The organism is Pseudomonas citri (assembly GCF_025336485.1).
Lineage (GTDB): Bacteria > Pseudomonadota > Gammaproteobacteria > Pseudomonadales > Pseudomonadaceae > Aquipseudomonas > Aquipseudomonas citri.
This window is the reverse complement of record NZ_JAODAB010000009.1, coordinates 101,204-127,239: the sequence shown is the minus strand read 5'-3', so window position 1 is coordinate 127,239 and position 26,036 is coordinate 101,204. Positions and strand designations below refer to the sequence as shown.

At 61.8% G+C, this 26,036-nt stretch carries 21 protein-coding genes and 1 pseudogene; 9 read left to right on the top strand and 13 right to left on the bottom strand.

Annotated features, from left to right (window positions below):
• Positions 1 to 112 precede the first annotated feature (112 nt).
• The 4 genes from N4Q37_RS12975 to hflK (N4Q37_RS12960) are packed head-to-tail and all read right to left on the bottom strand — an operon-like array spanning position 113 to position 6,085.
• Positions 113 to 2,029 (bottom strand): cation-translocating P-type ATPase, encoded by a 1,917-nt coding sequence (locus N4Q37_RS12975; RefSeq protein WP_260958395.1) that lies wholly within the window; start codon positions 2,027 to 2,029, stop codon positions 113 to 115.
• Positions 2,026 to 3,078, bottom strand: coding sequence for a protease modulator HflK (hflK, locus tag N4Q37_RS12970; protein ID WP_260958394.1), 1,053 nt, complete (start codon positions 3,076 to 3,078; stop codon positions 2,026 to 2,028). Before hflK (N4Q37_RS12970) ends, N4Q37_RS12975 begins: the two co-directional genes overlap by 4 nt.
• On the bottom strand, positions 3,075 to 4,127 hold the full coding sequence (hflC, locus tag N4Q37_RS12965; protein WP_260958393.1) for a protease modulator HflC: 1,053 nt from the start codon (positions 4,125 to 4,127) through the stop codon (positions 3,075 to 3,077). Before hflC ends, hflK (N4Q37_RS12970) begins: the two co-directional genes overlap by 4 nt.
• On the bottom strand, positions 4,124 to 6,085 hold the full coding sequence (gene hflK / locus N4Q37_RS12960; protein WP_260958392.1) for a protease modulator HflK: 1,962 nt from the start codon (positions 6,083 to 6,085) through the stop codon (positions 4,124 to 4,126). Before hflK (N4Q37_RS12960) ends, hflC begins: the two co-directional genes overlap by 4 nt.
• 367 nt (positions 6,086 to 6,452) lie before the next feature.
• Here hflK (N4Q37_RS12960) and lpdA point away from each other — a divergent pair, with 367 nt between their 5' ends.
• Positions 6,453 to 7,853 carry a dihydrolipoyl dehydrogenase gene (lpdA, locus tag N4Q37_RS12955; RefSeq protein ID WP_260958391.1) on the top strand — a complete coding sequence of 467 codons (1,401 nt, stop codon included), beginning with the start codon at positions 6,453 to 6,455 and terminating at the stop codon, positions 7,851 to 7,853.
• Positions 7,854 to 7,971: 118 nt separating this feature from the next.
• Here lpdA and N4Q37_RS12950 read toward each other — a convergent pair whose 3' ends face one another.
• The 3 genes from N4Q37_RS12950 to N4Q37_RS12940 form a co-directional block, all read right to left on the bottom strand.
• Positions 7,972 to 10,122, bottom strand: a complete 2,151-nt coding sequence (locus N4Q37_RS12950; protein ID WP_260958390.1) for a hypothetical protein — start codon at positions 10,120 to 10,122, stop codon at positions 7,972 to 7,974.
• Complete coding sequence (locus N4Q37_RS12945; RefSeq protein WP_260958389.1) at positions 10,109 to 11,302, bottom strand: DUF3142 domain-containing protein; 1,194 nt, start codon at positions 11,300 to 11,302, stop codon at positions 10,109 to 10,111. Before N4Q37_RS12945 ends, N4Q37_RS12950 begins: the two co-directional genes overlap by 14 nt.
• 76 nt (positions 11,303 to 11,378) lie before the next feature.
• On the bottom strand, positions 11,379 to 12,281 hold the full coding sequence (locus tag N4Q37_RS12940) for a LysR family transcriptional regulator (RefSeq protein WP_260958388.1): 903 nt from the start codon (positions 12,279 to 12,281) through the stop codon (positions 11,379 to 11,381).
• A gap of 246 nt (positions 12,282 to 12,527) precedes the next feature.
• Here N4Q37_RS12940 and N4Q37_RS12935 point away from each other — a divergent pair, with 246 nt between their 5' ends.
• The gene (locus N4Q37_RS12935; RefSeq protein ID WP_260958387.1) at positions 12,528 to 14,741 is read left to right on the top strand and encodes an LTA synthase family protein; all 2,214 of its coding nucleotides are present in this window, start codon (positions 12,528 to 12,530) and stop codon (positions 14,739 to 14,741) included.
• Between the two features lie 57 nt (positions 14,742 to 14,798).
• On the opposite strand, the gene N4Q37_RS12930 is transcribed toward N4Q37_RS12935, so the two are convergent.
• On the bottom strand, positions 14,799 to 15,788 hold the full coding sequence (locus tag N4Q37_RS12930; RefSeq protein WP_260958386.1) for an aspartate-semialdehyde dehydrogenase: 990 nt from the start codon (positions 15,786 to 15,788) through the stop codon (positions 14,799 to 14,801).
• A gap of 130 nt (positions 15,789 to 15,918) precedes the next feature.
• On the opposite strand from N4Q37_RS12930, the gene ftrA reads away from it, so the two are divergent.
• Positions 15,919 to 16,947, top strand: coding sequence for a transcriptional regulator FtrA (gene ftrA, locus N4Q37_RS12925; protein ID WP_260958385.1), 1,029 nt, complete (start codon positions 15,919 to 15,921; stop codon positions 16,945 to 16,947).
• Here ftrA and nudK read toward each other — a convergent pair.
• Positions 16,904 to 17,500 (bottom strand): GDP-mannose pyrophosphatase NudK, encoded by a 597-nt coding sequence (gene nudK, locus N4Q37_RS12920; RefSeq protein ID WP_260958384.1) that lies wholly within the window; start codon positions 17,498 to 17,500, stop codon positions 16,904 to 16,906. The two genes, ftrA and nudK, sit on opposite strands and share 44 nt — an antisense overlap.
• A gap of 137 nt (positions 17,501 to 17,637) precedes the next feature.
• Between nudK and N4Q37_RS27865 the strand changes: the two are divergent.
• Positions 17,638 to 18,672, top strand: a pseudogene (locus N4Q37_RS27865) (HAMP domain-containing protein); the annotation flags it as partial.
• A 243-nt stretch (positions 18,673 to 18,915) separates the two neighbouring features.
• Positions 18,916 to 19,527, top strand: a complete 612-nt coding sequence (locus N4Q37_RS27860; protein ID WP_390897923.1) for a methyl-accepting chemotaxis protein — start codon at positions 18,916 to 18,918, stop codon at positions 19,525 to 19,527.
• 7 nt (positions 19,528 to 19,534) lie between these two features.
• On the opposite strand, the gene nadE is transcribed toward N4Q37_RS27860, so the two are convergent.
• The 3 genes from nadE to N4Q37_RS12900 are packed head-to-tail and all read right to left on the bottom strand — an operon-like array spanning position 19,535 to position 22,251.
• Entirely contained in the window at positions 19,535 to 20,362 is an 828-nt protein-coding gene (nadE, locus tag N4Q37_RS12910) for an ammonia-dependent NAD(+) synthetase (protein WP_260958382.1), read from the bottom strand.
• Position 20,363: 1 nt separating this feature from the next.
• Complete coding sequence (gene pncB, locus N4Q37_RS12905) at positions 20,364 to 21,593, bottom strand: nicotinate phosphoribosyltransferase (RefSeq protein WP_260958381.1); 1,230 nt, start codon at positions 21,591 to 21,593, stop codon at positions 20,364 to 20,366.
• A 10-nt stretch (positions 21,594 to 21,603) separates the two neighbouring features.
• On the bottom strand, positions 21,604 to 22,251 hold the full coding sequence (locus N4Q37_RS12900) for a nicotinamidase (RefSeq protein WP_260958380.1): 648 nt from the start codon (positions 22,249 to 22,251) through the stop codon (positions 21,604 to 21,606).
• 185 nt (positions 22,252 to 22,436) lie between these two features.
• Here N4Q37_RS12900 and N4Q37_RS12895 point away from each other — a divergent pair, with 185 nt between their 5' ends.
• From N4Q37_RS12895 to N4Q37_RS12880, 4 genes are all read left to right on the top strand, one after another.
• Positions 22,437 to 22,982, top strand: a complete 546-nt coding sequence (locus tag N4Q37_RS12895) for an adenylyltransferase/cytidyltransferase family protein (RefSeq protein WP_260958379.1) — start codon at positions 22,437 to 22,439, stop codon at positions 22,980 to 22,982.
• 1 nt (position 22,983) lies between these two features.
• Complete coding sequence (locus N4Q37_RS12890; RefSeq protein WP_260958378.1) at positions 22,984 to 23,691, top strand: NUDIX hydrolase; 708 nt, start codon at positions 22,984 to 22,986, stop codon at positions 23,689 to 23,691.
• A 139-nt stretch (positions 23,692 to 23,830) separates the two neighbouring features.
• The gene (locus N4Q37_RS12885; RefSeq protein ID WP_449301163.1) at positions 23,831 to 24,409 is read left to right on the top strand and encodes a TetR/AcrR family transcriptional regulator; all 579 of its coding nucleotides are present in this window, start codon (positions 23,831 to 23,833) and stop codon (positions 24,407 to 24,409) included.
• 53 nt (positions 24,410 to 24,462) lie between these two features.
• Positions 24,463 to 24,939 (top strand): nuclear transport factor 2 family protein, encoded by a 477-nt coding sequence (locus tag N4Q37_RS12880; RefSeq protein ID WP_260958376.1) that lies wholly within the window; start codon positions 24,463 to 24,465, stop codon positions 24,937 to 24,939.
• Positions 24,940 to 25,060: 121 nt separating this feature from the next.
• On the opposite strand, the gene cynR is transcribed toward N4Q37_RS12880, so the two are convergent.
• Positions 25,061 to 25,948, bottom strand: coding sequence for a transcriptional regulator CynR (gene cynR, locus N4Q37_RS12875; RefSeq protein ID WP_260958375.1), 888 nt, complete (start codon positions 25,946 to 25,948; stop codon positions 25,061 to 25,063).
• Positions 25,949 to 26,036: the final 88 nt, after the last annotated feature.

The following is a 26,036-nucleotide window of genomic DNA, read 5'->3' as shown; positions in this document are numbered from 1 at the left end:
ATTTACAGCCTTTCTCTATCGCTCTCCCATAACACTCCATGCAACGGGTAAAACTGCGGTGGTAACCCCTCTCCAATAGCAGACTGCAAGTGCGGCGCACAGTTCGCCAGAGCTATCCAGCGGCTTCGGGTCCCTGGATTTTCAGCAGTGGCTCGTGGAAGCGTAGCAATCGTCCGGCATTACCCAATACTAGCAGCGTGCTCAAGTTGTGCAGCAAGGCCGCAATCATCGCCCCCGCCGCGCCGAGCCAGCCGAACGCCGCGAACGCGACGATCGCCAGGGTCCAGCCCAGGCCAATGATCACGTTGAACTGCAACGTACGCCGACACTGGCGACTGAGCCGCACGCAGGTGCCCAGACGCCTCAAGTCGCTGCCGATCAGTACGATGTCCGCCGACGCCAGGGCGATATCCGCGCCTCCCGCGCCCATGGCGACGCCCACTACCCCGGCCTTCAGCGCGAGGGAGTCGTTGATACCGTCGCCGACGACCATTGGCCGGAAGCCATGGTCGATCTCGTTCATGACCCGCTTGAGCTTATCTTCCGGCAGGGCCTGGGCCTGGACGTCGCTGATGCCAACCTCCCGGGCCAACGTGCTGGCCACGCTTTGGCGGTCCCCCGTCAACAGCAACTGCCGCCCCAGACCCAGTTCGCGCAATTGCGCCATGGCCGTCCGCGCTTCCGGCTTGATGCTGTCGGCCAGCAGCAGCCAGGCGAGAAACTGTCCACCCAAGGCCAATCCGGCAATCGGGCCGTCGTGTTCGGGGATCGCCGCCGTGGCGATGCCCAGTTGGACGAACAGCTCTGGCCGACCGAGTGCGGCTTCGCCCTGTTCGGTCATCGCCACGATACCCAGGCCCTGGCGTTCGCGAATGTTCAGCAGCGGCCAGTGTTGCCCTTGCTCCACCAGCCCAGCCAAGGCTCGGCTGACCGGATGACTGCTGGCCGAACCGAGGCTGGCGGCCAGCGGCAGCAAGGAGGAATGATCATCGCGGGCGCTTTCGATGGATTGCAGGCGCAGAGTCCCGAAGGTCAGGGTGCCCGTCTTGTCGACCACCAGGGAAGTCAGATCCGCCAGCTCTTCGAGGAACGCCGAGCTGCGAATCAGGATGCCATGGCGCGCGGCCACGGCGATCCCGGCGATGGCCGTAGCCGGCGCCGACAGCACCAGCGCGCAAGGACACGCCGCCACCAACACCGCCAGCATCGCCTGGGCATCGTGGGTCACAAACCAGGTCACGGCCGCCAGCAGCAACACCAACACCAGGTAGCTACCGGCGTAACGCTCCAACAATCGGGTGATGGGCGGCTTCGAACGCTCTGCGCTTTGCATCAGGGCGATGACCTTGCCCAGTGTCGATTCACCGCCGGTGCGAGTCACTTCCAGGCGCAGCAACCCATCGAGATTGATGGCCCCCCCGAAGACTTCGGTACCCACCACGGTCTCCAGCGGCACCGATTCGCCGGTGATCGGCGCGGTGTCGAGGCTGGCCTGGCCGGACAATACCCGGCCGTCAGCCGGAACCCGGTCACCGGCACGTACCTCCACCACATCGCCCGGCCTGAGCGTACCGTTGTCCACGTCGACGATCGTCCCGTCGGCCTGTACCTTGCGACCTTGACTGCGAGTCAATTGGCCAAGGGCGTGGATCGCCTCCTGGGAGCCGATGACACTGCGCTCCTCCAGCACATGGCCGAAAATCATGATGATCGGCAGCAACGCGGCGGTCAGCAGGTCGCCGGTCGCCCAGGCGCCCAGCATCGCCAGGGCGATCAGTTGGTCGGTGAGCCCGTGCAAGCTCGGGTAACGCAAGCTGTACCAGGCCGAGCGCATCACCGGCACGGCCACCAGCAGCGAAGCGAATCCCAGCAACAGTTGACTCACGCCGGCCTGTTCCGGTGACCAGCCACGCCAGGCCAGGCCCAAGGCGAGCAGGCCGAGCGCGAGCATCGCCAGGGTCAGTTGCCGAGCGGCAGCGCGTTGCTCGGCGCCTGACAGCATGGGGGCGGCGACGGTTTGAGCGGTCATTGCTCAGCTCCTTGGAGAATCAGGCGGGCATCGTCTTTCGGATCGACCGTGGTCACTGAACCGGCCTGGTGAAGGATCGCAGGCATGCGTTCGCGGTAAAGGCGTAGCAACATTTGCGGGTCGCTGCCTTGGGTTTTCGCCAGCCCCAGCACCGTGGCGGTGTCGGTGGAGGCTTTGGCCAGGCGCTCACTGGCCTGGGCATGGGCCACTTGCAGGGCCCGGTCGGCATCCTGGCGCGCGGTCTGGGTCAATTTTTCGGCTTCGGTGCGCGCGTTGGCGATGGCTTTGTCGGCCTGCTGGCTGGCGGTCAGCACCGCATTGAACGCACTCACCGCCGGCCCTGGCAGGCTCGACTGCACATCGACCCGCATCACTTCGATGCCCAACCCCTGCCCTGTCGCCGCCAGTTCGGCCAAGCGGCGGTTGACCCCCTGCACCAGGTCACCGCGCAAGCGTTCGCGGCGTTCCGCGGCCTGGTTGTCGCTGCCCATCAGTTCGGGCCGGGCGACCAGAATGGTGTCCAGATCCCTGGCCGCGGTCAGCGCCAGCGCACTGCGGGTCGCCAAGCGATCCAACGCCGGCAGCACGTGCTCGCCCTGCAAGACATACGCATAAGGTTCGGTGACCTTGTAGAACAGCCGAACATCCAGCTGCACCACGCCCGCATCGCCGGTCAATAAATAACCCGAGCCGGCCAAGGCATCGTTGACCGGCGTGGCGAAACTGGCGACACGGTCAGCCTGCAAGGCGGCATCCGAGCGCAGCAGACTCTCGACCCGCCGCTCCAGTACCCGATCCGCCGCGGGTAACAGAATCACTTGTTCCACCGGTGACGGCCAGGCCAATAACAGGCCGGCATTCTGGATGCGGTCCAGCACACCAAAGTGCAACACCACCGCCCGATCCTGCGGATCGATCTGCCTCACATTGGAAAAAACCCAGGCCAGCGCCGCCAGAACCGTGACGGCGTAAAGCGCCACGAAAGCCAGGCGCCCGGCCTGGACCCATGGACTGGACAACTCGTTTGTTCCACGTGGAACTTCATTCATGGTTGTGTTCCAGCCTTGGGTTCCACGGAAGGCGGACCGTCCACCAAGACGCGAAACGGCGCCGAGTCAGTGCGCAAGACCAGCTTGGTGCTCGGGCTGACAATCGTGCCAAGGGTGTCCAATGAGCGCAGCAGGTTGTAGAGCTGCGGCGAGCCGGCGTAGGCCCGGCCATAGATCTGCGCCGCTTCGACCCGCGATTGCGCTTCGATATCGGCGGCTTTCACCGTGGCGTCAGCTTGCAGGATTCGCGCATCACGCTCGGCGGCGGAACGGATCTGCGCCGCCTCCCGTTTGCCGATGGCGGTGCGCTCGGTGGCGATGGTTTCACGCTCGGCGCGCATGCGGTCAACCGTCGCGGTCAGCGTCACCGAAGGCAAGGTCAGGCGCTCGATGCCGACTTGCAGCACCCGCACACCATAAGTGGTGAGCAGTTGCTGCTCGATCTGCTGGCGCAATTGCGCTTCGAAATCGGCGATGCGCACTTGGCTGGCATCGGTATTGACCAGATTCGCCAGGTCGAAACTGGCCGCAGTGGTTTCCAGCGCCGAGCCGACAAACGTACGGATCTGCCGCGCCGCTTCATCCGGCTGGTTCTGTACCGCCCGCATGAAACGCTGCACGTTGTCCGGGTCACCTTGTACCTGCCAGGCCACGTACGCCTGAACGATAATCCGCAACCCGTCCCGCGTACCGACATCCTGTAGCCCGCTGGAGGTGGTGCGTAATCGCAGGTCCACGGGGATCGCCGCCTCGAACGGCGCCGGCCAACGCCAGCCCAGGCCGGGCTGCAACAATACCCGTACCGGGTTGCCAAACCGGGTGATGACCGTCGCCTCCCCCGAACGTACCTGGACCAGGCTGGCCGCCGCGACAGCAAACGCCACCAGCAACGCCGCCCAACCCATCCGCCGCCAGGGGAACGGGCCGGCTTGTTCTGGCCCGCCGTGATGGTGGTGATGATGCCCATGGTGATGGCCGGCATGGCCGTGATCGTGGCCGGCGTGCTCGTGACCGACGTGGCTATGATCGTGTAACGAAGACTGGCTCAATGGGCAGCTCCTGGCTGGACAGGGTTACGCGGCGACGCGGGGTCTGCCGGCAGCGGGAAGGTCCGCAGGTCGATGGTCGGCGCGTTGCCGCTGCCACCCAACCGATGATCAAGAATCAGCAGCCGGGCATTACCCAGGCCGTGACTCAGTTGACGGAGGTACTGCTCCAACACAAAAGCGTGACCGGCCGTTGCGTAGGCTTTGCGTTCGGCGTTGAAGCGCAAGTCGGCGGCCTCGGCACTCGCATTGATCTCCCGGGCCGAGGCTTGGGCCTGGTCATGGGCGACGCTGGCTTGCAACTGCGCCTGGTTAGTCTGCTCCGCCGCCGCGCCACGCTCGCGGGCGATCAGCGCCTGGGCGCCGATTTGCGCCGCTTGTACGCCGTGGTAGGCATTGGCCGCGCCCGCTGGCGGATGAATCGCTTCGACCACCGTGGCCAGGATCTCCACTCCACTGTCCAATGCCTGCAAATCAGCCTGCACCGCACGGCCGATTTCATCGGCGAGGCTGACACGGTCGGCGCCCAACAAACCGTCCAACGTGCGCGAAGCGAATTCATGTACCAGGATCCGGCTGGCGGTGCTGCGGATCAGCAGCGGCACGTCCGCGCTGTTGTAGGTCGCCGCCAGCGCCGCCGCGTCAGTCAGGCCGATGCGATAGACGAAACGCACATCCATGTTGACGATCTGGAAGCTCTGCTGGTCGGCATGGCGACTGGCGATGACCTGGGATTTATCGTTGACATGGCTGGCGTCCCACAACCGATTGGCGACTGCCGGCGCCGGCCCCTCGGCCGGGTCAGCCTCCAGGGCTGCCGGCTTGTCGCCGACACTGGTGGCCAGTTCATGGACGACGCCGTTCTCGACGTTCAACACCCTGCCCCATGGCCAAGGCATCCCGACGTGCAGGCCTGGGCCGAACACCTGCACCGGCTTACCGAAGCGCTCATAAATCCCGCGCCCTTGCAGCGGTACTTCATGCACGCCGGTCAACAACCAGCCCACCAACGACACCAGCACCAGCACCGGCAGGAACGCACGACGCATGTAGCTAAAGGCCCAGATCTGGCGCAGGTCGATGCCGAAACGGTTATGCAGCTCGTGTTGCAGGGCCTGCAGCGGTTGCGGCGGCCAGCGCAGCAGACCGGCGATCACACTGCGCCCCAGCAGTGTCGGCTCCAACGAGTCCCGGCGCGCGGTGAACAACGACAACACGGCGCGCAGCAACAACTCCACCGCCACCAGCCCCGGCAAGAGGCCCATCAACACCGCCAGGCGCGCCGGCCACTCGGCCCCTTGCCTGGCGAACAGCAAACCCAAGGCACCGAGCACCAGCACGATGATCGCTACCCGCGTCAGTTGCGCCAGCTGCGACGCCTCCGGCCATTGCGCCGGGGTTTGCTGGGCCATCTGACGCTCGAACACCAACAACCCGAACGCCAACAACAACGAGCCCACCGCGCCCACACTGGCCGACACGCCGAGGCTGGCCGCCGGTAAGGTCAGGTCCCAAGTGTGCTGCAAGCTCAGCAGCACCAACAGCGCCCAGCCGGCCAGCCACAAAACCGGCGTACCGATTTGCTCCAGCAGGCCGACCCAACGGGCACCGATACGCTCAAGCAATCGTTCATACCAGCCCAAGTGCTCAACCGGCTCCTCCGCCGCCACAGCGATATCCACGGCCGGCGACAGAATCCTGGTGCGCCATTGGGTGATCCACCAGGCCGATTGCAGGCCCGCGACCAGGACCCACAGTCCGGCACTCTGGCTGACCAGCACGGCCGGCCAAAGCGACTGCGGCGAAAACAATCCGATAAAGAACGCCAGCACCCACCCCAGGCTCGCCACACCGGCCAACGCGCAGGCGATCCAGCGCAGGCGCCGCCCGTGGAACGGCGCCTGTTGAAAGCGTGGCCACTCGGCCAGTTGTGCCCCCTCGACATCACGATCGACTTGCATACCACCCCAGCTTGTGACGAGCAAAATCAGCGCCCGTGGCTAGGACTTTGTACGAAAAGTGCCTGCGCGACGATCATGCTGCGTTGAAAACAGGCTCGGAATGCTCATTGACAACCAGTCAAGTCGGGCGCGACCCCGGCCGTTCCTCGCCTGTTTTCGCCTTGCCTGATCGCCGCTCGGCGACTTTCGTACAAAGCCTAATCGCCACCGCTGCTCAAGTCGTTACCTTATAACGATTTCTGTGAAATTTCTGTTTTGAATTCTTCATGACAGGCCCCATCCCTGCGCCTTGACTTAAGCCTTGACCGAAATCTGCGGGAGCGCTCATATTACGAGCATAATTTTTCGACCCAACGAGGAAACGGTAATGAGTCATTACGATGTGATCATTCTGGGTGGCGGTCCTGGTGGCTATAACGCGGCCATCCGCGCCGGACAACTGGGGTTGAAGGCAGCCTGCGTCGAGGGCCGTGCCACCCTCGGGGGCACGTGCCTGAACGTCGGCTGCATGCCTTCCAAAGCCCTGCTCCATGCCTCGGAACTCTACGAAGCGGCCACCGGCGCGGAGTTTGCCAACCTGGGCATCGACGTCAGCCCCACCCTCAACCTCGCGCAAATGATGAAACAGAAGGACGAAAGCGTCACCGGGCTGACCAAGGGTATCGAGTTTCTGTTTCGCAAGAACAAGGTCGACTGGATCAAAGGCTGGGGCCACATCGACGGACCGGGCAAGGTGACGGTCACCCGCGACGACGGCGACAAGACAGAACTCAGCGCCAAGGACATCGTCATCGCCACCGGCTCGCAGCCCATGCCGCTGCCCGGCGTGGAGATCGATAACCAGCGCATCCTCGATTCCACCGGCGCGTTGTCCTTGAGCGAAGTGCCTCGCCACCTGGTCGTGATCGGCGCGGGCGTCATCGGCCTCGAACTGGGTTCAGTCTGGCGGCGCCTGGGCGCCCGGGTGACGGTGGTGGAATACCTTGATCGCATCTGCCCTGGCGTAGACGCCGAGGCCGGCAAGACCCTGCAACGGGCCTTGGGCAAGCAGGGCATCGAGTTCAAACTCAGCGCCAAGGTCACTGGCGCCGTGTCCTCGGCAAGCGGCGTGCAGTTGCAGGTCGAACCGGCCGCGGGCGGCGAGGCGCAGCAACTGGACGCCGATTACGTGCTGGTCGCCATCGGTCGGCGGCCCTACACCCAAGGGCTGGGGCTGGAGAACGTCGGGCTGAGCCCGGACAAGCGCGGCATGCTCACCAACCAGCAGCACCGCACGCAAGCGCCGGGCGTCTGGGTGATTGGCGATGTCACGTCCGGACCGATGCTGGCCCACAAGGCCGAGGACGAAGCCATGGCCTGTATCGAACAGATCGCCGGCAAAGCGGCCGAGGTCAACTATGCGCTGATCCCCAGCGTCATCTATACCCGCCCGGAACTGGCCAGCGTCGGCAAGACCGAGGAACAGCTCAAAGCCGAAGGTCGTGCCTACAAAGTCGGGAAATTTCCGTTCACGGCCAACAGCCGGGCGAAGATCAACCACGAGACAGAAGGATTCGCCAAGGTCCTGGCGGACGAGCGTACCGATGAGATCCTCGGTGTGCACCTGGTTGGCCCAAGTGTCAGCGAGATGATCGGCGAATACTGCGTGGCCATGGAGTTCAGCGCCTCGGCCGAAGACATCGCCCTGACCTGCCACCCTCATCCGACGCGCTCGGAGGCGTTGCGCCAGGCAGCGATGGACGTGGAGGGGATGGCGACGCAGATGTAGGCGCCTGCCCCCTTTGTGGGGGCGGGCTCGCTCGTGAAAACGGTGGATCAACTTGTATCCGTGTCGATCGTGCCGCCGCCTTCGCGAGCAAGCTTTGCTCCCACAAGGAATCTTGCGCTTATTGGGCCGACATCCGCGCCTTGCGCCGGCGCCGACTGATCCACCCCAACGCCACCGCCACTACCAGCACGGTACCACCCGCTTCCAGCCACGCCTTGTAAGGCCGCAGCGCTGAGCGAACCGGCTCCACGGCCTGGGTGACGTAGCGTTTGTCCGCCTTGCGGAAATCCGGCTCCTGGCATTGATGACCAAAGTCTCCGGCCCACTCCACATAAGGGCCCTCCTTGACGTAACGCTGATACAACGCGCTTTGCTCCTCCAGGCTGGAGTTGTAGCTCACCGCCTTGCACAGCACCGCCGCGAAGGCCTGGCTGGTGTGGGGCAACAGGTCCGCCGCCTGGCTCGCCAGCGCCGTGGCGACAAAGCGATAGTGATAGCGCACGTCCGGTTGTGCCGCACTGGCCTGTTGGCGTTGCACCTCGCCTTCAGCCACCAGCGGCCCGACCTTCAGCTCAACCGGTTCCAGGCTATAACTGCCGCCCAAGCTGGCGTAGTCCGGCGCCATCTCGTAGCCGAGCAGTTCCATGCCCCATTTGCGGGCCAGTGTGGACGCATTGAAGTACGCCTCGGCCCGGCTGCTCGGCCACCACTTGGATTCGGCTTCCTGGCGCAGCTGCGCATAGGCCTTGGCCTTGTTTTGCAGGTCCGGGTTGTCGAAATAGGCCGGCGCCTCATCGTAATGCCCTTCGCGCAACAAGCGCCGGCCCAAAAGATCGCGCAGGCTCGCCGCCACGGGCAACGGCACGTAGTTGTCGCGGTCCTGCTGGCTCAAGGCCGGCGGCGCCGGGACTTGCGCGTCGACATACTGCTTGAGTTCCGCGAGCGTGAGCACCCGTTCGGCCACCATCGCGGCGTCGTACCAATAGAGGCTCTGGGCGCGATAAAGCTGATCGAACGCTTGCAAGTAGTCCCCGCGCTGCAAGGCCAGGATCGCGCTTTCGCCCTCGACCCGACACTTGGGCTGCACCACCTCGTAATCCCAATTGGCGTTGCGTCGACCACCCCAGCTCTCTTCCTTGGGGAAGGCCTGGGAGGCCTTGGCGTACGCCGCCGCAGCAGCCACCTTGTCACCGTCGCGCAGGGCCAGTTTGGCGCGTACCCACCAGGCCAAACCGCTGTCGGCGGCCTTGTCTACAAAAGCCTTGGCGCTGTCGTAATCGGCATGCTGATAACTCACCGCCGCGAGACGCTCGGCGTTCTCCAGGCTGTTGCGGGTGCTGGCTTGCAGCAGCTCGACGAGGTGTTTATCGATCGAGGGTTCTTCGCCCCCCCACCAGCCCACGCGACTGAGCAGATACGCCGTGAGCAATTGCTGCACAGCCTTGTGTTCGAGCAACTGGCGCAAACGCTCATCCGACTGGGTGCTGAGGTCGCCCGCCAGTTGCAGCAACGAGCTGTAGCCGACCTGCGAACCTTGCAAGGACTGGGTCGCATACAGGTCAATGGCGCTGTTCCAATCGTCGACGGTATAAGCCACCCTCGCCTCTTCGCCGAGGCTGGCGATACCCAACTCCAACGGATCGCTGAAACCGGCAATGCTCAATTCCCGCGTCTGGCGGAACGCCGCGCGGGCCTGCTCGAGCAACACGGCCGGTTCACCGCGGCCCGCCTCGGCACTCAGGCTGAACAACGCCCGTCCCAGGGAATAGGCGGCCCAGGTGCTGCGCAATGGACGCTGATCGGCTGGCAACGCCAACAACTCCCGGAACGACTCGGCGGCACGTTGATAGTCGGCGGCACTGAACGCCGCCGCGCCGATCGCATACAGGCGCAGTTCGGCGGGCAGATTCGCTGCTTCGCTGGCGACCTGATCGACATCGTCCAGCGCGCGCAAGCGTTCCACCACCGCTTTTTGCGGCGGCGTGAGGCCCATCGGCTCGGCCTGGTTGCGGTGGGCAACGTAGGTCGGCAGATCGTCGTAGTTGTAGTCCGGATTGAACGTCTCTTCGCTGGCCGGCTTGAGCCCGGCAATCACATGACCGAGGCGACTGATTTCAAAGCGGAAGTTGCCTTCCGGCAAATCGGCCAGGGACTGGGCGCGGTCATCCAGCAGGCGTATCCCGAATTCCGGCCCGCAGGCCAACACCTGGCCCAGCGGCAGACTGAGGCTCAGGCAAAGCAGGCGACGGGGCCACTTACGGGTCAACATTGAAAGCTCCTTGTTCAATTTTTGTACAGCGCGCCCAGCCGATTGCCCGCTGTGCGCCAGCGGCCAGGCGGCCTTCCTGAATGCGGGTGAAGGTAAGCAGTCCGGGCGTTTGTTGCAACGTGTAACCCGCCAGGGCATCGACCCCGTCACACACGCCGACAGGCAGTGTCAGGCGCTGGGGCCAGGGGCTGTCGAGATTGCCCTGGTTCACCAGGCGAATGTCATACAAGCCGTCCCGTTCTTGCAGGTGCACGGCCAGGCGACTGGTCAGGCTGTCCCCCCGGGCGACCGCGCCGAGGGTGGTCAGGCTCCAGGCGCGCCGGTCGCCCGCCAGTGGCAGGCGAAACCAGATCAGCCCGGCCAGGTGTTCCAAGGGGTCGCTGCGCAAACTTGCCGCAAGCCCGGCCACTTGTTGCGGGTCTGCCAGCAACTCCTGACGCTCGCCGCCTCGATCGATCGGCACTTCACTTTCCACCACCGGCACGCCGCTTTCCGTCGCCAGCAACGCCATGCCGTAGGCCGGCAGCGCCAGGTAGAACGGTCGCTCAGTGACCCGGTCCCAGCGCTCGGCCCAGCGCCGGGCCAGTTTCGCATCGAACAGCCCCTGCCGCGGATCCCGCACCGCATGGACCTGCAACACGCTGCTGTCGACCGTCTCCAGCAACCCAGGCAATGCAGGGCTGTCGAGCCAGGCCGGTAACGCAGTGATGCTCAAACGCAGCGTGTCCGGCAAGGTCTTGCGCAGTTGGGCGAGGAACTTGCCGTAGGCCGGCAACCGCGCATTGCCGGCATCGTGGTCAATCTCCACGCCCACCGGGGCCAGGCCCTGGGCTTGCCAATCACTCAATACCTGCTGGATCTGTGCGATCACATCGTCCTGGTCCAGGGACTTGAGCTGACCGTCGAGGCGGATCACCGCGATCAGTGCCCGACCATCCGCCTTGAGCAATGCCGGATCGATTCGCGCCCGGCTCCAGCCGGCCCCGGGAAAAGCCTGCAACGCCAGCACACGCAAACTGGAAAAATCGTCATGGCTGCCGCGCAGCGCCAGCTCGTGGGCCGGTGTCCACTGGCGTTGCCAGATATACAGCTGCTGATCGAGGACCGGGGCCGGGGGTTTTTCGCAGCAGCTCAACAGCCACACCGTGAGGGCCAGCGACAGCCGCAAAAGAAAAGTCATGAAGCCTCACCCCAAAAAAACGGCAGATTAATACCTGCCAGACCGAAACGAAACGCTTCGAGGCGCCGCCGCGCTTTCAGTCGCCCAATGCCGGATGTTCGCGCAACGCACTGACGGTGAAGTCGACAAAACTGCGGACCCGCGCCGGCGCATTGCGCCCGCCTTGATACACCACGTGGATGGGCAGGGGCGGCAGTTCGAAATCCGCCAGGACGATCTCCAGTTCGCCAGCCGCCAGGTTGCCCGCGACCTGATAAGACAAGACGCGCGTCACCCCCAGTCCCTGGCAGGCCGCCGTGATCGCCGCCTGGTTGGCCGTCACCACCAAGCGCGGCACCGGCCGGACCGACAAGGTTTGACCGGCGTCGACAAACGCCCAGTTCCTGATCTGGCCAATGGCCGAGGACGCCACCACAGGCATGCGCTCCAGGTCTTCCGGATGCCGGGGTCGACCATGCTGCGCGAAGAAACCTGGGGCGCCACAGACCACCCGGCGCACTTCGCCGACACGGATGGCGTGCAGGTTGCTGTCCGGCAACTCGCCAATGCGCACAGCCACGTCGATACCTTCCTCGACCATGCTGACGGTGCGATCGAGCAGCAAGGCATTGATGCTGACCTCGGGAAAGCGTTGCAGGTAATCGACCAGCACCGGCGTGACGAACAATTGGCCGAACAATACCGGCGCGGTCACCACCAGTTGTCCACGGGGCTGGACGTGGCTGCCGGCCGCCGAATCCTCGGCTTCCTGTAGATCGGCGAGGATCCGCCGACAGTCCTCGAGAAAACGTTGACCCGCTTCACTCAGGTACACATTGCGGGTGGTGCGCACCAGCAACGGCGTACCAATGCGTTGTTCCAGCGCCGCCACAGCGCGGGTGACGCTGGCCGCCGACAACCCGACACGCCGCGCCGCCGCCGAAAAACCCGCCTCCTGGGCCACGGCGACAAAGACCTGCATTTCCTGGAACCTGTCCATCCATCCCCCCGACGAGAAATCCTGATACAAGTTTTTTGCACGCCTCAAAGCGGCGCCAAGCCGCCATTGTAGGGGCCTGGGCCAGTGAACCACAGCCAGGCGCAGCCGGACACTGGAGCTTGTTCCGGCCACGGGTGAGCGCCCTTGGTACCATCGCTTTCCATGACAATTTCATGACCGAAGGAAGCTCCTCCTGTGGAGAGGTGTCCGCTCAATGGATTGGCTTCAACCGAAAGGCCCATTTTTGTGAATATGATTTACCGCGCTGCAACCCATCCCCTCGCCTCCCTCATCGCCCTGACTGGCTGTGTGTTACTCGTCCCCATGGGCCTGCGCCTCGCCCTCGGCTGGTCTGATCCATTGGGCTACCTCTCGGACCTGGGCATCGGCGGGTTGCTGGTCGCCCTGCTTCAGCGTCGCGCCTGGTGGCTGACGCTGCCCGTGCTGCTGGCCTGGAGTGCGTTGACGCTGGCCACCGTCGAGCTGGTCAGCGCGGTGGGACGGATGCCCACTCCAGCGGACGCGCGTTATCTGATCGACCCGCAATTCGTCGAGAATTCCAGCGGCGGTGGCTTCGCCCATCCCTGGCTGGCCGCGCTCCAGCTGGCGGCGCTGGGGGTGTGGCTGATCGTCCAATGGGCCAGCCGCGCCCAACCGACGCCACGTTTGCCTCGCCATGCCTGGGCCTTATCCGTATTGCTCCTGCTGGCCCATGGTGCACTCCAATCCTGGCGCCCCACTGAAGCGGACCAGTGGAATGTGTTCAACCTGCCCCATCAACTCATCACCACCGGCATCGCCGCCGGACAGGACCAGGCCCGGCAATGGATCGAAGGCGATGCCGTGGAGCCGGCTCCGGCCATGGCAGGGCTGACCCGCCTGGACCTCGCTGGCGAACCGCTGCTGGCCGCGCCGGGGCGGGCGCGCAACGTCCTGGTCATTGCCCTGGAAGGCATTCCCGGCGCCTATGTCGAGGCCAATCGCAAGGCCCTGAACAGTCGCTACCAGGAAAACCTGATGCCAAATCTCAGCGCCTGGGCCGAACGCGGCATGAACACACCCGATTACGTCCTGCACAGCCACCAGACCATTCGCGGCCTGTACGCGATGCTGTGTGGCGACTACGACAAACTCGACGACGGCACGCCCAAGGGCGTCGAAATGCTCAACCAGACCCAGCGCAACCAGGCTTGCCTGCCGGCTCAACTGCGTCAGCAGGGGTTTTCCACCCATTTCCTCCAGGGCGCCGGCCTGCGGTTCATGGCCAAGGACCGGATCATGCCGCACATCGGCTTCGACACGACCCTGGGCATGGAATGGTTCACCCGGCCCAACTACCTGGAGTTCCCCTGGGGCAAGGACGACAAGGCGTTCTTCGAAGGCGCGCTGGAGTATGTCGGGCAACTGCAAAAGGCTGACAAGCCCTGGATGCTCACCTTGCTGACCGTGGGCACGCACCAGCCTTACTCGGCGCCGGATGAATATTTGCAGCGCTACGACACCGCCAAACAGGCGGCCGTGGGTTACCTGGACGACGCTCTGCAGAGCTTCCTGGCGGCCCTGGAGCGCCAAGGCATCCTGGAAAACACCCTGGTGGTCATCACCTCGGACGAGTCCCACGGCATCGACGATGTGCGCCTGGCCTCGTCCTGGGGATTCAACCTGACACTGGCGCCGGAACCCTTGCCCACCCTCAAGGCAGGCACCTACGGCCATGTGGACCTGACGGCCTCGATCCTCGATTACTTCGGCTTTGCGGTGCCCACTTCGTTGTCCGGTCGCTCGCTGTTCAGGGATTACCCGACAGGCCGAGAAATCATGTCGTTCACCAACGGCAAGCTGCGCTACCACGACGGCAAAGGCACGTTGACCGAGTGCGATTTCCTGCAGCATTGCCGCGATTACCGCAGCGAAGGCTTCCTTGCCGATCGTGCCGTCTACGCCGGGCAATACAGTGGCCATCGCGCCAGGCTGATCGACGCACGGGCCACAGCCCTCGGCCAGACGCTCCTAGGCACGCCCCAGAACCAGCATTATCAATTCGGCAGCACCGAAAAAATCCCGCTGGCGGCCCAAGCCACCAACGACTGGACCGACAACCTGATCGGTGCCCAATACCTGGAAATGCCCCAGGGTTCCCAGACCCGCGTCAGCCTGACCATCCGCGCCTTGGAGGCAACCCCTGCGGCCTACATTTCCCTCAAGGCCAAGGAGTTCGAACGGGAGGTGCCGATGGGCCTGCCCACGAACGTGGCGGTGACACCCGAACAACCGCTGGTGATGGACATCCGTTTCGACAACCCGCAACCGCGCAAGGCATTTTCCTTCCACTTGCTGGGCCATGGTTCGGGCGCCATCGAGATCAGCGACTTCAGCGTGGTGATCGAACTGCCGGAGCAGGCAGACCCGCCGCTCTACCTGGGTGAGGGAGAGGCAGGCCACGAGGTGCAGTCCAGTTGAACAAAGCATGCGCAGCCATTGAACAGAGCTGCGCATTTTTCGCTCAGTCGGGTGCGATCAAGGCGTGATCAATTGCATGATCTCAAAGGCGTTCAACGCCGCTCCCCGCAGCAACTGGTCACCACTGATGAACAGGTCCAGCCCGTGCTCGCCGTAGATCAGGTTATAGCGAATCCGCCCCACCTCCACCGCGTGCTTGTAAGTCGATGTCATCGGCATCGGATAAACACCCCGCGAAGGCTCATCCAGGACTTCGACACCCGGAGCCACGCGCAGCAACGTACGCACCTGCTCCAGTGACTGGATCGGCTTCTTGAACCGCAGGCTCAGGCTCTCAGCGTGGGAGCGCAAGGTCGGCACCCGGACCGCCGTAGTGCTGATGGCCAGGACCGGTTCGTCGAGAACCTTGCGCAACTCCCAGACCACCTTCATTTCTTCCCGGGTGTAGCCATTGGCTTCAAACGAATCGACTTGGGGAATCACGTTGAACGCCAGGTTATGGGCGAACTGCTCGCTGTCGTCATGATCGCCATAGTCGCTGAAGCTCCTGGCCTTCTCCCGCAGCTCCAGCATCGCCGGCTGCCCCGCCCCGCTGGCGGCCTGGTAAGTGGAAATGATCACGCTGTCCAAGCCGAAGGCTTGATGCAGCGGCCCCAGCACCATCAGCGCAATGGCCGAAGAACAGTTGGGGTTGGCGATCAGCTTTTCGCCCTTGTAACGCTGGCCGTTGATCGGCGGGACGAGTAACGGGATCTCCTGGTGATAACGGAACGCCGATGAGTTATCGATGACGTAGGCGTTTTCCGCCAGGCGCTCGCCATACTCCAGGGCAAAGGTGCCAGACACACACAAGAACACGATATCGCACGCGGCACAGCCTTCGACCGAAAAGGCTTCGATCAGGTAATCGCGGCTGCCGGCTTTCAGGCGCTTGCCCGCTGAACGCTCGGATGCCATGCAAACCACCTCATATTCGGTGTCTTCCAGCAGTTGCACCATGGTCATGCCCACAGCACCGGTGCAGCCCACCACCGCGACTTTCTTCATCTCGATTCCTTATCCACCCGTTGCAAGGCGCGACCGCCTCGGTTTTGCTGATAGCCTGCGGTCGATTGTAGGAAGGCGAGAGCGTCCGCTACAGTGCAGCGAATGACAATAAACGGTGGTTTTACGCCAAATGCACACACCTCCAGGAACAGTGGCCATCCTCGCCTACGAAGGCCTTTGCGTATTCGAATTCGGCATCGCCCTGGAGATATTCGGCCTGCCGCGTCCGGAACTGGACATTCCCTGGTACACCCACCGAATCGTGGCCGTCGACCCGGGGCCGATGCGTGCGTTCGGTGGGCTGCAGATTGGCGTCGACGCCGGGCTCGAGGCACTCGAAAGCGCACACACCATCATCGTCCCCGGTTGGCGCAGCCGTCACGAGCCACCTCCCGAGGCGCTGCTGCAAGCCTTGCGCGAAGCACATGCCCGCGGCGCGCGCTTGCTGTCGATCTGTTCGGGCGTATTCGTCCTCGCGGCCACCGGGCTGCTCGATGGTGAAACCGCGACCACCCATTGGCAGTTTGCCCAGGAGCTGGCCGAACGCTACCCACGCATCAACGTCGACGCGAATGTGCTGTATGTGGATGCCGGGCAATTGATCACTTCAGCCGGAAGCGCGGCGGGCATCGACGCCTGCCTGCATCTGATTGCCCGCGATTGCGGTACCCATGTCGCCAACTCGGTGGCCCGGCGCCTGGTCATGGCGCCGCAACGTACCGGCGGCCAGGCCCAATTCATCGTCGCCCCCGTGAGCAAGTCGCCACGCCATGAACTGAGCGGCGTTTTGCAGTGGATTCGCCAGAATCTGGATCAATCCCCGAGCGTGGGCGACATGGCCGCCCGTGTCGCCATGAGCGAGCGTACTTTCCTGCGGCGTTTCATCGAGACCACGGGGCTTGCACCCAAAGCCTGGCTGCAACAGGAACGGCTGAACCGGGCACGAGAGCTGCTGGAAAGCACCGACCAGCCCACGGTAAGCATCGCGCAGGCATGTGGGTATCGCTCGGTGGAAAGTTTCCGAGCGGCCTTCAGGAACGCTGTCGGCTTGCCGCCCTCCGCCTACCGAGAACGGTTTGGCAGACGTGAAGCCACCCCCCTGGCGGCGCTGAAGGCTAATCCAGCAACCGATGCAACTTGGCGTACTGCAACAGCATGATGGTCTTGCCATCGCAAATCTCACCGCGCTCGATCATGCCCAGGGCCTGATCGAGTGACATTTCCAGCACTTCGATCTCTTCACCCTCGGCTTCCAGGCCACCGCCTTCGTGCTGCTTGTCTTCGTCGAAGTACTCGCCAACGAAAAAATGCACCCGCTCGGTCACCGACCCCGGGCTCATGAAGGCTTCGAACACTTTGCGCACATCCTGGATGATGTAGCCCGTTTCCTCTTGGGTTTCCTTGCGGATACAGGTGTGCGGGTCGTCGTTGTCCAACAGGCCGGCGCAGGTTTCGATCAGCAGCTCGTCATAGCCATTGACGAAGGCCGGGAAACGGAACTGCCGGGTCAACACCACGGTTTGCTTGGCCTTGTTGTACAGCAGGATAGTGGCGCCATTGCCACGGTCGTAGGTCTCGCGCGTCAACTCACGCCATTTGCCATCGCGGCCGAGGTAGTCATAGGTGGTCTTGCGCAGCACGTACCAATTGTCCGAGAGGACTTCGACGTTCTTGATGCGTACGCGATCTTTGGTGCTGGTTGCCTGTGTCATCCGTCCACTCCACAAAAAAACTTACGACAGCCCATCGTATTTTCTCGTTCGACAAAATCTGCCCGCTCATTAAATCTCCATCCAACCCTGAGCCTGCGGGGACTCCACGAATAAGAAGAACCAGACGAGAATTGCTCATGGGCATCAATCTGAAATTCGGCCACAAGATTCTGCTGGGTGCCTGCGTCATCGTGATGGCGGCATTCCTGTCTTTTTCGTTGTTCAACGACCACCGCCAGCAAACCAGTACCCGCGAGGCCCTGCACAGCAACTTGCAAACCACGGGCAAGTTGCTTGGCGCGAACCTCGACAGTTGGCTGGCTGGTCGAATCCTGTTGCTCGAAGGCGCCGCCGAAACCGTCGCCGCCAATCCCACGCCGCCGACCATCGACAGCATTCTCTCCCAACAGATCATTTCACAGACCTTCATCGCCGGTTACGTGGGTCTTGAAGACAGTCGTTTTTTCATTCATCCCGCGCGGGTGATGCCTGACGGCTACGACGTCCGCCAGCGCGCCTGGTACAAAGAGGCGTCCAGCACCCTGGAGCCCGTGTTGACCGAACCCTACATCGGTGCGGGGATCGATTATCTGATCATGACCCAAGCGGCGCCGATCAAGGTCAATGGCAAAGCCGTTGGTGTGCTGGGTGCGAGCCTGAACCTGGAAGAACTCGCGAAAATCATCAATGCCGTGGACCTCAACGGCATCGGCTATGCCTTCCTGGTCAGCGACGACGGCAAAATCCTGGTTCACCCGGACAAGGAACGGGTGACCAAGACCCTCGCACAAGCGTTCCCCGAAGGCCCACCGGGTATCAACAGCGCCTTGAATGAAGTGCAGGAAAACGGGCGCACGCGGATCGTCACCTTTACGCCCATCAAGGGCCTGCCCTCGCTGCACTGGTCCATCGGACTGTCTGTGGATAAAGAAAAGGCCTACGCCGCACTCCATGAATTTCGCACCTCGGCGCTGGTCGCCACCGTGATTGCCCTGCTGGTCACGGTCGGTTTGCTGGGCCTGTTGATCAACGCCCTGATGCGACCGCTGCGCAGCATGGGCTCGGCCATGCAATCCATCGCCGATGGCGAAGGCGACCTGACCCAGCGTCTGCACAGCCTGTCCCGGGACGAGTTCGGCATGATGGCTGGAGGGTTCAACCGCTTCGTCGAACGCATTCAACAGTCAATTCGAGACGTCCTGGCGTCCAGTGTCCAGCTGACCCAATTGGCGGCCCGGGTTAGCCAGGCATCAAACGCCTCCCTGAAGAGCTCCGACACCCAAGCGGCGCTGACCCATAACGTCGCGACGGCGATCAACGAGCTGGGCGCCGCCGCCCAGGAAATCGCCCGGAGCGCCGCCCATGCGTCAAGCCGCGCCTCCGATACCCGGGACCAGACCCGGGAAGGTCAATCGGTGGTGCAGCGCAGCATCAGCGCCATGTCACAGCTCTCGTCGCAAGTGGTCCATACCCGCCAGGACATCGAAAGCCTGAACGAAAAAACCTTGAACATCGGCCGCATTCTCGACGTGATCAAAGGCATCTCCGACCAGACCAACCTGCTGGCGCTCAACGCGGCTATCGAGGCCGCCCGCGCCGGAGATGCCGGACGCGGCTTTGCGGTGGTCTCGGACGAAGTACGGACGCTCGCCCATCGCACCCAACAATCCGCCGAGGAAATCCACAGCATGATCGAAGCGCTACAAGCCGGCGCGGGCAGCGCCGTGAACGCCATGCTCGAAAGCCAGCGCCACAGCGACGACAGCGTCAATACCGCCAGGCTCGCAGGCGAACGACTCGATCGCGTGCTGCAGGGCATCGGCGAGATCGACGAGATCAACCTGTCCGTGGCCACCGCCACCGAGGAGCAAACCTCAGTGGTGGACAATCTGGATCGCGACATCAGCCACATCAATGAACTGAATCAGGCAATGGTCGGTAACCTGCAATCAACCTTGCAGGCCTGCACGGAACTGGAAAACCAGTCACGTCGCCTGCAACAGATGGTCAACACCTTCAAGATCTGAACCTCTGTCATGTCGGGACGCGTGGCAATGCACGTTTGTGCGCCGTCTTGAAGTAGGCGTTTTCGATGATCTGCCGCGCCTGGGGCGAGACCGCTTCGCCCATCAGGTACGCATCGATTTCATCGTAACGGCACCCATACGCCACCTCATCCAACTTACCGGGCGCGAGCTCTTCCAGATCAGCGGTGGGCGCCTTGCGCACCAGCTGCGCGGGTGCCCCCATCGCACCGGCCAACAACCGCACCTGGGTCTTCGTCAACCCGGACAGCGGTGCCAGGTCGCAGGCGCCGTCACCGAACTTGGTGAAGAAGCCCATCACTGCCTCCGCCCCATGATCGGTGCCCACCACCAACCCATGGCTGAAGTTGGCGATGGCGTACTGCGCCAGCATCCGCGCCCTGGCCTTGACGTTGCCTTTGGCGAAATCGGTGAGTTGCGCCGAAGGCTGCAAGCCATCGATGGCGATGTTGTCCATCAGTCCATCGACACACGCGGCGATGTTGGTCGTGGTAATCGAGTCCGGCCTGATGAAATCCAGGCTGGCCTGGGCGTCTTGCTCATCGGCCTGGGTTTTGTACGGCAATCGAACGGCGATAAAACGCGCCTGGTAGTCTTCGTCGCGCAGTTGCTCCACCGCCAACTGACACAGGCGACCGGCCGTGAGGGAGTCGACGCCGCCACTGATGCCGAGCACCAGGGACTTGCAACCTGACTCACGCAAAATCTGCTTGATGAATTCAACGCGACGGGCAATCTCCGTTGCTTCACCGCCCTGTTTGAGCTGGCGATCGATGCCCAGTTCCCGGGCAATGTTCTCTTGTACAAGCGCAGTCATATCAGGCTCCCAGCTGTGGATTGATCAGGCCGACGTTGAACACTTGGGCGGCGTAACGCAGAAACGAGACGTCTTCACATACGTTCTTGATCGGGTCGTCGGAGAACTTCACCACCGGCTCGCCGTGGACCCGCACCAGCTTCATCACGATGCTCAGCGGTTCGACACCTTCGACGTCGCAGGCCAGGCTGGTGCCCATGCCGAAACCGAACTTGGCCTTGCCGCGGACATGACGCAGGATCGGCAGGCATTTTTCGAAATTCAGGCCATCGGAAAACATCAGGTCCTTGGTGCGCGGATCGACGCCCAGTTCCTTGTAACGTCCCAGCACCTTGTCTGCCCAGGCGATAGGGTCACCAGAGTCCTGGCGCAGGCCGTCATAGAGCTTGGCGAAGTACAGGTCGAAATCCTTGAGGAAGAAGTCGGTGCTGATGCAGTCCGTCAGCGCGATACCGAGCCGGCCACGGTACTCACGCACCCAGTTTTCCAGCGCAGCGTTCTGGCTCTCGCGCAAGCGCCCGAGTTGCTGGTGCACCATCAGCCATTGGTGCGCCATGGTGCCAATCAGCGGGAGATCGAATTCGTAAGCCAAGTGAGCATTGCTGGTGCCGACAAAGACACCCGGGAAATCACTGCGCATCACATTCACCACTTCGCGCTGGGCCCTGAACGACAGCCGCCGGCGGGTGGAGAAGTCTGAGACACGGAACTCGGCGAGTTCTTCACGACTGGCATTTTTCTCCAGCCATTCGAACTTCTGGTACAGCCTGCGGGTTACATCGGCCAGCTCGACTTCCGGGTACTTCTCGCGGTTGCGCAATTCACTGACCATCGCCAACACCGGTTGCTCGAACATGATGCAGTGCAACATCGGACCACGGACGCGGATCTGCAATTGGCCGTCGACCTCCGTCACGTGGATGTAGCGCAGGTTGAAGCGAAACAGCCCCAGGAACTGTTCGAAGTCCGGTGTCAGGTACTCGCGAAAACGCTTGTTGAACAGAAACCGCTGCTCTCCCTCGCGCAACTGCAACCCCGCCAGTTTCTCCAGTTCAATACGAATCTGCGGGATCAGGTGACCGAGCCGCTCCTTGGAACGCACGATGAACTGGTACTCCACCTCGACATTCGGGTGCTGGTGCAAGACCGCCTGCATCATGGTGAAGGTGTAGTAGTCGGTGTCCAGGAGACTCTGGATGGTGCCGTTGCGGGTATCGAAAGCGCTGTCCATGGTTCTTTCCTCAGGCACTTGCCAGGCGAGTGGTTTCTTCGCGAGTCGCGGCAATCGCGATCCCCGCTTGTTGCATGTCTTGAATGGCTTGAACGGCGCCCTCCTCACTGATGGCCCGGCAGGCTGGGAGGTGAATGATCACCTTGAAGCCAGCGGCGGCCAGTTGCAGGGCGGTGGTCTTGACGCAGAAATCCAGTGCCAGCCCGCCGACAATGACCTGTTCCACGCCCTGGCCCTTGAGGTACTCGATCACCCCGGTGGACAGCTTGCCGTGCAGGTCGTGGTAACAGGCGCCGTACGGGTGCAGATCCGGCTCGACGCCCTTCCAGACGAAATAGTCGTAGTCGTAGGGGGTCGGCAATTCGTCCAGCAGGGTGAAACCTTCAGTACCCGGAACGCAGTGACTGACCCAGGTGACGTCGGCGTGCTCGAGCCCGGTCGGCACCAACATCTGCGCGTGATCGGCGACCACCCATGGGGCCTGGGGCGAATGGGCGTCCTTGCTACCGATGCGCAAGCTGGCCAGGGACGCGATGAAGTTCAACTCCTGACCAATCTGGTCACCGCCAGGTACAGGCAGCTCGTCAGGGCACAGCGGTGTGAAGCTCTTTTGCGCGTCGACATCGAAGGAAGCGGTGGTCTGGGTCAGGCTGTTCATGCTGGGTTTCTCCTCTGCATGCTCAAAAGAGTACATGTCATGTACTTATGTGACAAGCCGCCTCGACAAATTAATTTTCGACATCCATCTGCCTACTTATCTGAACAAGACAAGCTAAAAGCGACGTTCCACAGGAGAGGATTTAATGCTACGGTACGTGTCGTGTACCAATAGGATGACAAGCCATGTACGAAATTGCCCTTTACGGCGGCGCCTTCAATCCGCCTCATGCCGGTCACGCCCAGGTGATGATCGAGGCTTCTGCCCAGGCCAATCGCGTGCTGGTGGCCCCAAGCTTCCGGCATCCCTACGGCAAGCAAATGGTCGACTATGAAGTCCGCCTGAACTGGCTGGAATCGATCGTCGAGAAGGTCCAGCCGTTGTGCCACGCCCCAGTGCGGGCCAGCCGGGTGGAGCAGGTCGTGGCCCGCGGCGTGGACGGCGCCATCTACAGCTACACCCTGCTCGCCCACCTCGCCGACAGCCTGGCCCTGGACGGCAAGGAAATAGCGTTGGTGGTGGGTGAGGATGTCGCGGACCAGCTACCGACCTTCTATCGCGGCCAGGCATTGCTGGAGCGTTTTTCCATTTTGTGTGTGGAAGAAAAGATCCACGTGCGCAGCACGCTGGTTCGCGAACGACTGGCCTTGGGCGAGTCGCTGCCCATCCATTGGATAGCGCCCGGCATGAACCCGTTAAACTACGACCTTTACGCCGCCCATGGACACTGACATGCCGAATCCCACCACCCCCGCGCGCGACTATTTGCACACCATCGATCTCTGTGTGTTGCGCCTGTGCCGGAAAACCCAGGCAATCGAAATCCTCCTGAACCGCCGGGAAGCCGAGCCGTTCGCCGGCCATTGGGCGCTGCCAGGGATCGTGGTCAATGGAGGGGTTGAAGACCTGACGCTGAACGACGCCGTGGAGCGCCTGCGTCACTCAAGCAAAGTCGGCATGCCGCTGGCCTGGATCGAACAAGTCGGCACCGTCGGCGACGCGTTCCGCGATCCGCGCTGCTGGTCCTCGTCGACGTTCTACCTGGCCATCGTCAGCGATGCCGTCCAGCTCGCCGAGCACCAGGGATTTTTCCCCCTCAAAAGCGTGGCCGACGCCTCGATAAAACTCCCGTTCGACCACAACAGCCTGGTGGCGGCTGTACAGGAGCGGCTGTTATCCAAAGCGCTCTACAGCAGCCTGCCGCTGATGTTCCTTGGCCCAGAGTTCAGCGCGCCGGAAGCGGTGAGCATCTTCTCCCTGGTGCTCGACCGACCGGTCCTCAAGACCAGCATGCGCCAGCGTCTGCTGAAGATGACCGAGGCGGGTTACCTGCAAGAGACCGGCCGCAAGAAAAGCGGCGACGGCGGCCGGCCGCAGCGCACGCTGGAGAACCTCAAGCCGGGCAGTGTTTATCTTTTTGATCGGTGTTTTCTGGAGTGACGCTGTGCGTGGGGGCCAGTACTGAGTAGCGATTTATGCTTTTTCACCAGAATCGGTCGGAAGCAGCCCTCTCATACCTGCCATCGAAAAAATTCAACAGCTGCTTGACCGAGTAGAACGATCGTTCTACTCTGACCACATGGATAAGCCAATGACCGATACACGCGAAAAAATTCTGGCTACTGCCGAGAAGTTGATTTACGAAAATGGGATTCACGCCACTGGCATGGACCTCTTGGTAAAGACCTCGGGCGTAGCACGTAAAAGTATTTATCGCTATTTTGCGAACAAAGACGATGTAGCAGCAGCGGCACTAAATGCACGCGATATACGCTGGATGCAGTGGTTTAGAAGCGAATGCGAAAAAGCGCAAACGCCGCAAGAACGCATACTGAGCATTTTTGATGTGCTCAAAAGTTGGTTTGAGTCTGACGGTTTTCGGGGATGCGCGTTTATTAATACAGCCGGCGAGGTTGGCGACGCAGATGACCCTATTCGACAGATCGCAAAGTTGCATAAACAAAAACTTCTGGACTACACGTTAGAGCTAACCAGCCAGCTAGGTGTCGAAGAACCGGTAGTCTTGGCCAGACAACTTTTCGTGCTTATAGAGGGCACTATAACCGTGGCCCGCGTGATGGGTGACTTCACCGCTCTCGATAGTGCAAGAGAAGTAGCCAAGATATTGCTTAAAGAAGTACAGCGCGTAAGCGCCTGAAATCCCGGTAATACTAAATCAACTGAATCATCCAAAAGATTGGAGGCACTACCATGTCCAACGAACAAGCTCGTCCGCCACTTCCTCCTTTCACTCGCGAATCGGCGATTGAAAAAGTCCGACTCGCTGAAGACGGTTGGAATACCCGCAACCCTGAAAAAATTGCACTTGCCTATACGTTGGACACCAAATGGCGTAACCGAGCCGAGTTTGCAAACAATCGCGAAGAAGCTCAGAGCTTCCTCACTCGCAAATGGAAGAAAGAGCTGGACTACCGTCTGATCAAAGAGCTCTGGGCCTTCACCGACAACCGCATCGCCGTCCGTTACGCCTACGAGTGGCACGACGATTCGGGCAACTGGTTCCGCTCCTACGGTAATGAAAACTGGGAGTTTGAAGCCGATGGCTTGATGCACCGCCGCTTCGCCTGCATCAATGACATGCCCATCAAGGAAAGCGAGCGTAAGTTCCACTGGCCACTGGGTCGCCGTCCGGATGATCACCCAAGTCTGACTGAGCTGGGCCTGTAAGTCACGCTTAACCTGATCCTTTTCACTTAAAGGATCAGGTTTTTTTGTTTAGTAGACATCCATCATCCTATTCCTGGCGGGCATCGCGTTGCGCACACGCAACATGAAGTCGAACACAATCTCAATCCTCAAGATCGCTGGATACTTCTTTAGCCAGCTCAATGAAGACTCGCACCGCCGCGCTCAGAAAGGCTTCTTTTCGCCGTATCAGGACGGCCCTTCGCTGCAAGCGCTCCGGCTCCAGTGTGATGGCTACCAGATCGTCATGGGCCAACGCAATTTTGGCAGGCAATAAAGTCGAGAGACTCGTCCGGCGTACGATTTCGATCACTGCGCCAAGGGCATTGGCCTCCATCTGAACCTTGGGGCGAATCTCGTGTTTGCGGCAGTAGCGGTCGATTTGTTCGCGCGTGGCAAACTCTGTACTAAGCAGAACCAAAGACTCAGCGCTCAGGCCCTGCGATGTAATAGACCGTTCCTCGGCCAGGCGGTGTCTGCGGCTCACAACCAAAGCGAGTGTTTCGTTCAGCAAGGGAATAGCTTCAATGTCCGATGTATTTATTTCATCGAATGCGATCCCTACGTCCAATTCTCCTGCCAAGAGCAGTTCCTCGATGCGCTCCTGGGAAATCTCTTTCAGGTTGACTGTGATTTGGGGGTGCCTGGAATGAAATGCCTCGATCAGCGGCCCCACCAGATAGGTGGTGAACGTCGGCGTTACCGCCACGCGCAATGAGCCACGACTGAGGTCGCTCACGTCATGTATGGCGCTCCTAGCTTCCCGCAATTCCTGATACGCACGGCGCGCATACAGAAGATAGACATCCCCAGCGTCAGTCAAACGCGTTGTGCGTCCTGAGCGGTCGAACAACTGGGCTCCAAGACTTTCTTCCAACTGCCTTACTTGCTGCGAAAGGGCTGGCTGAGATACATGCAGCGCCGCTGCAGCCTTCGTGAAACTGAGGTGTTCCGCAACCGCAAGGAAATACTGGATGTGTCGAGCGAGCATGGTTTAACCCATAAGATAATCTGATTCACTTCATAATAAATGAGACTTTTACCTTATGTAATGCGTTGCTTAATCTTTGTTTCACACC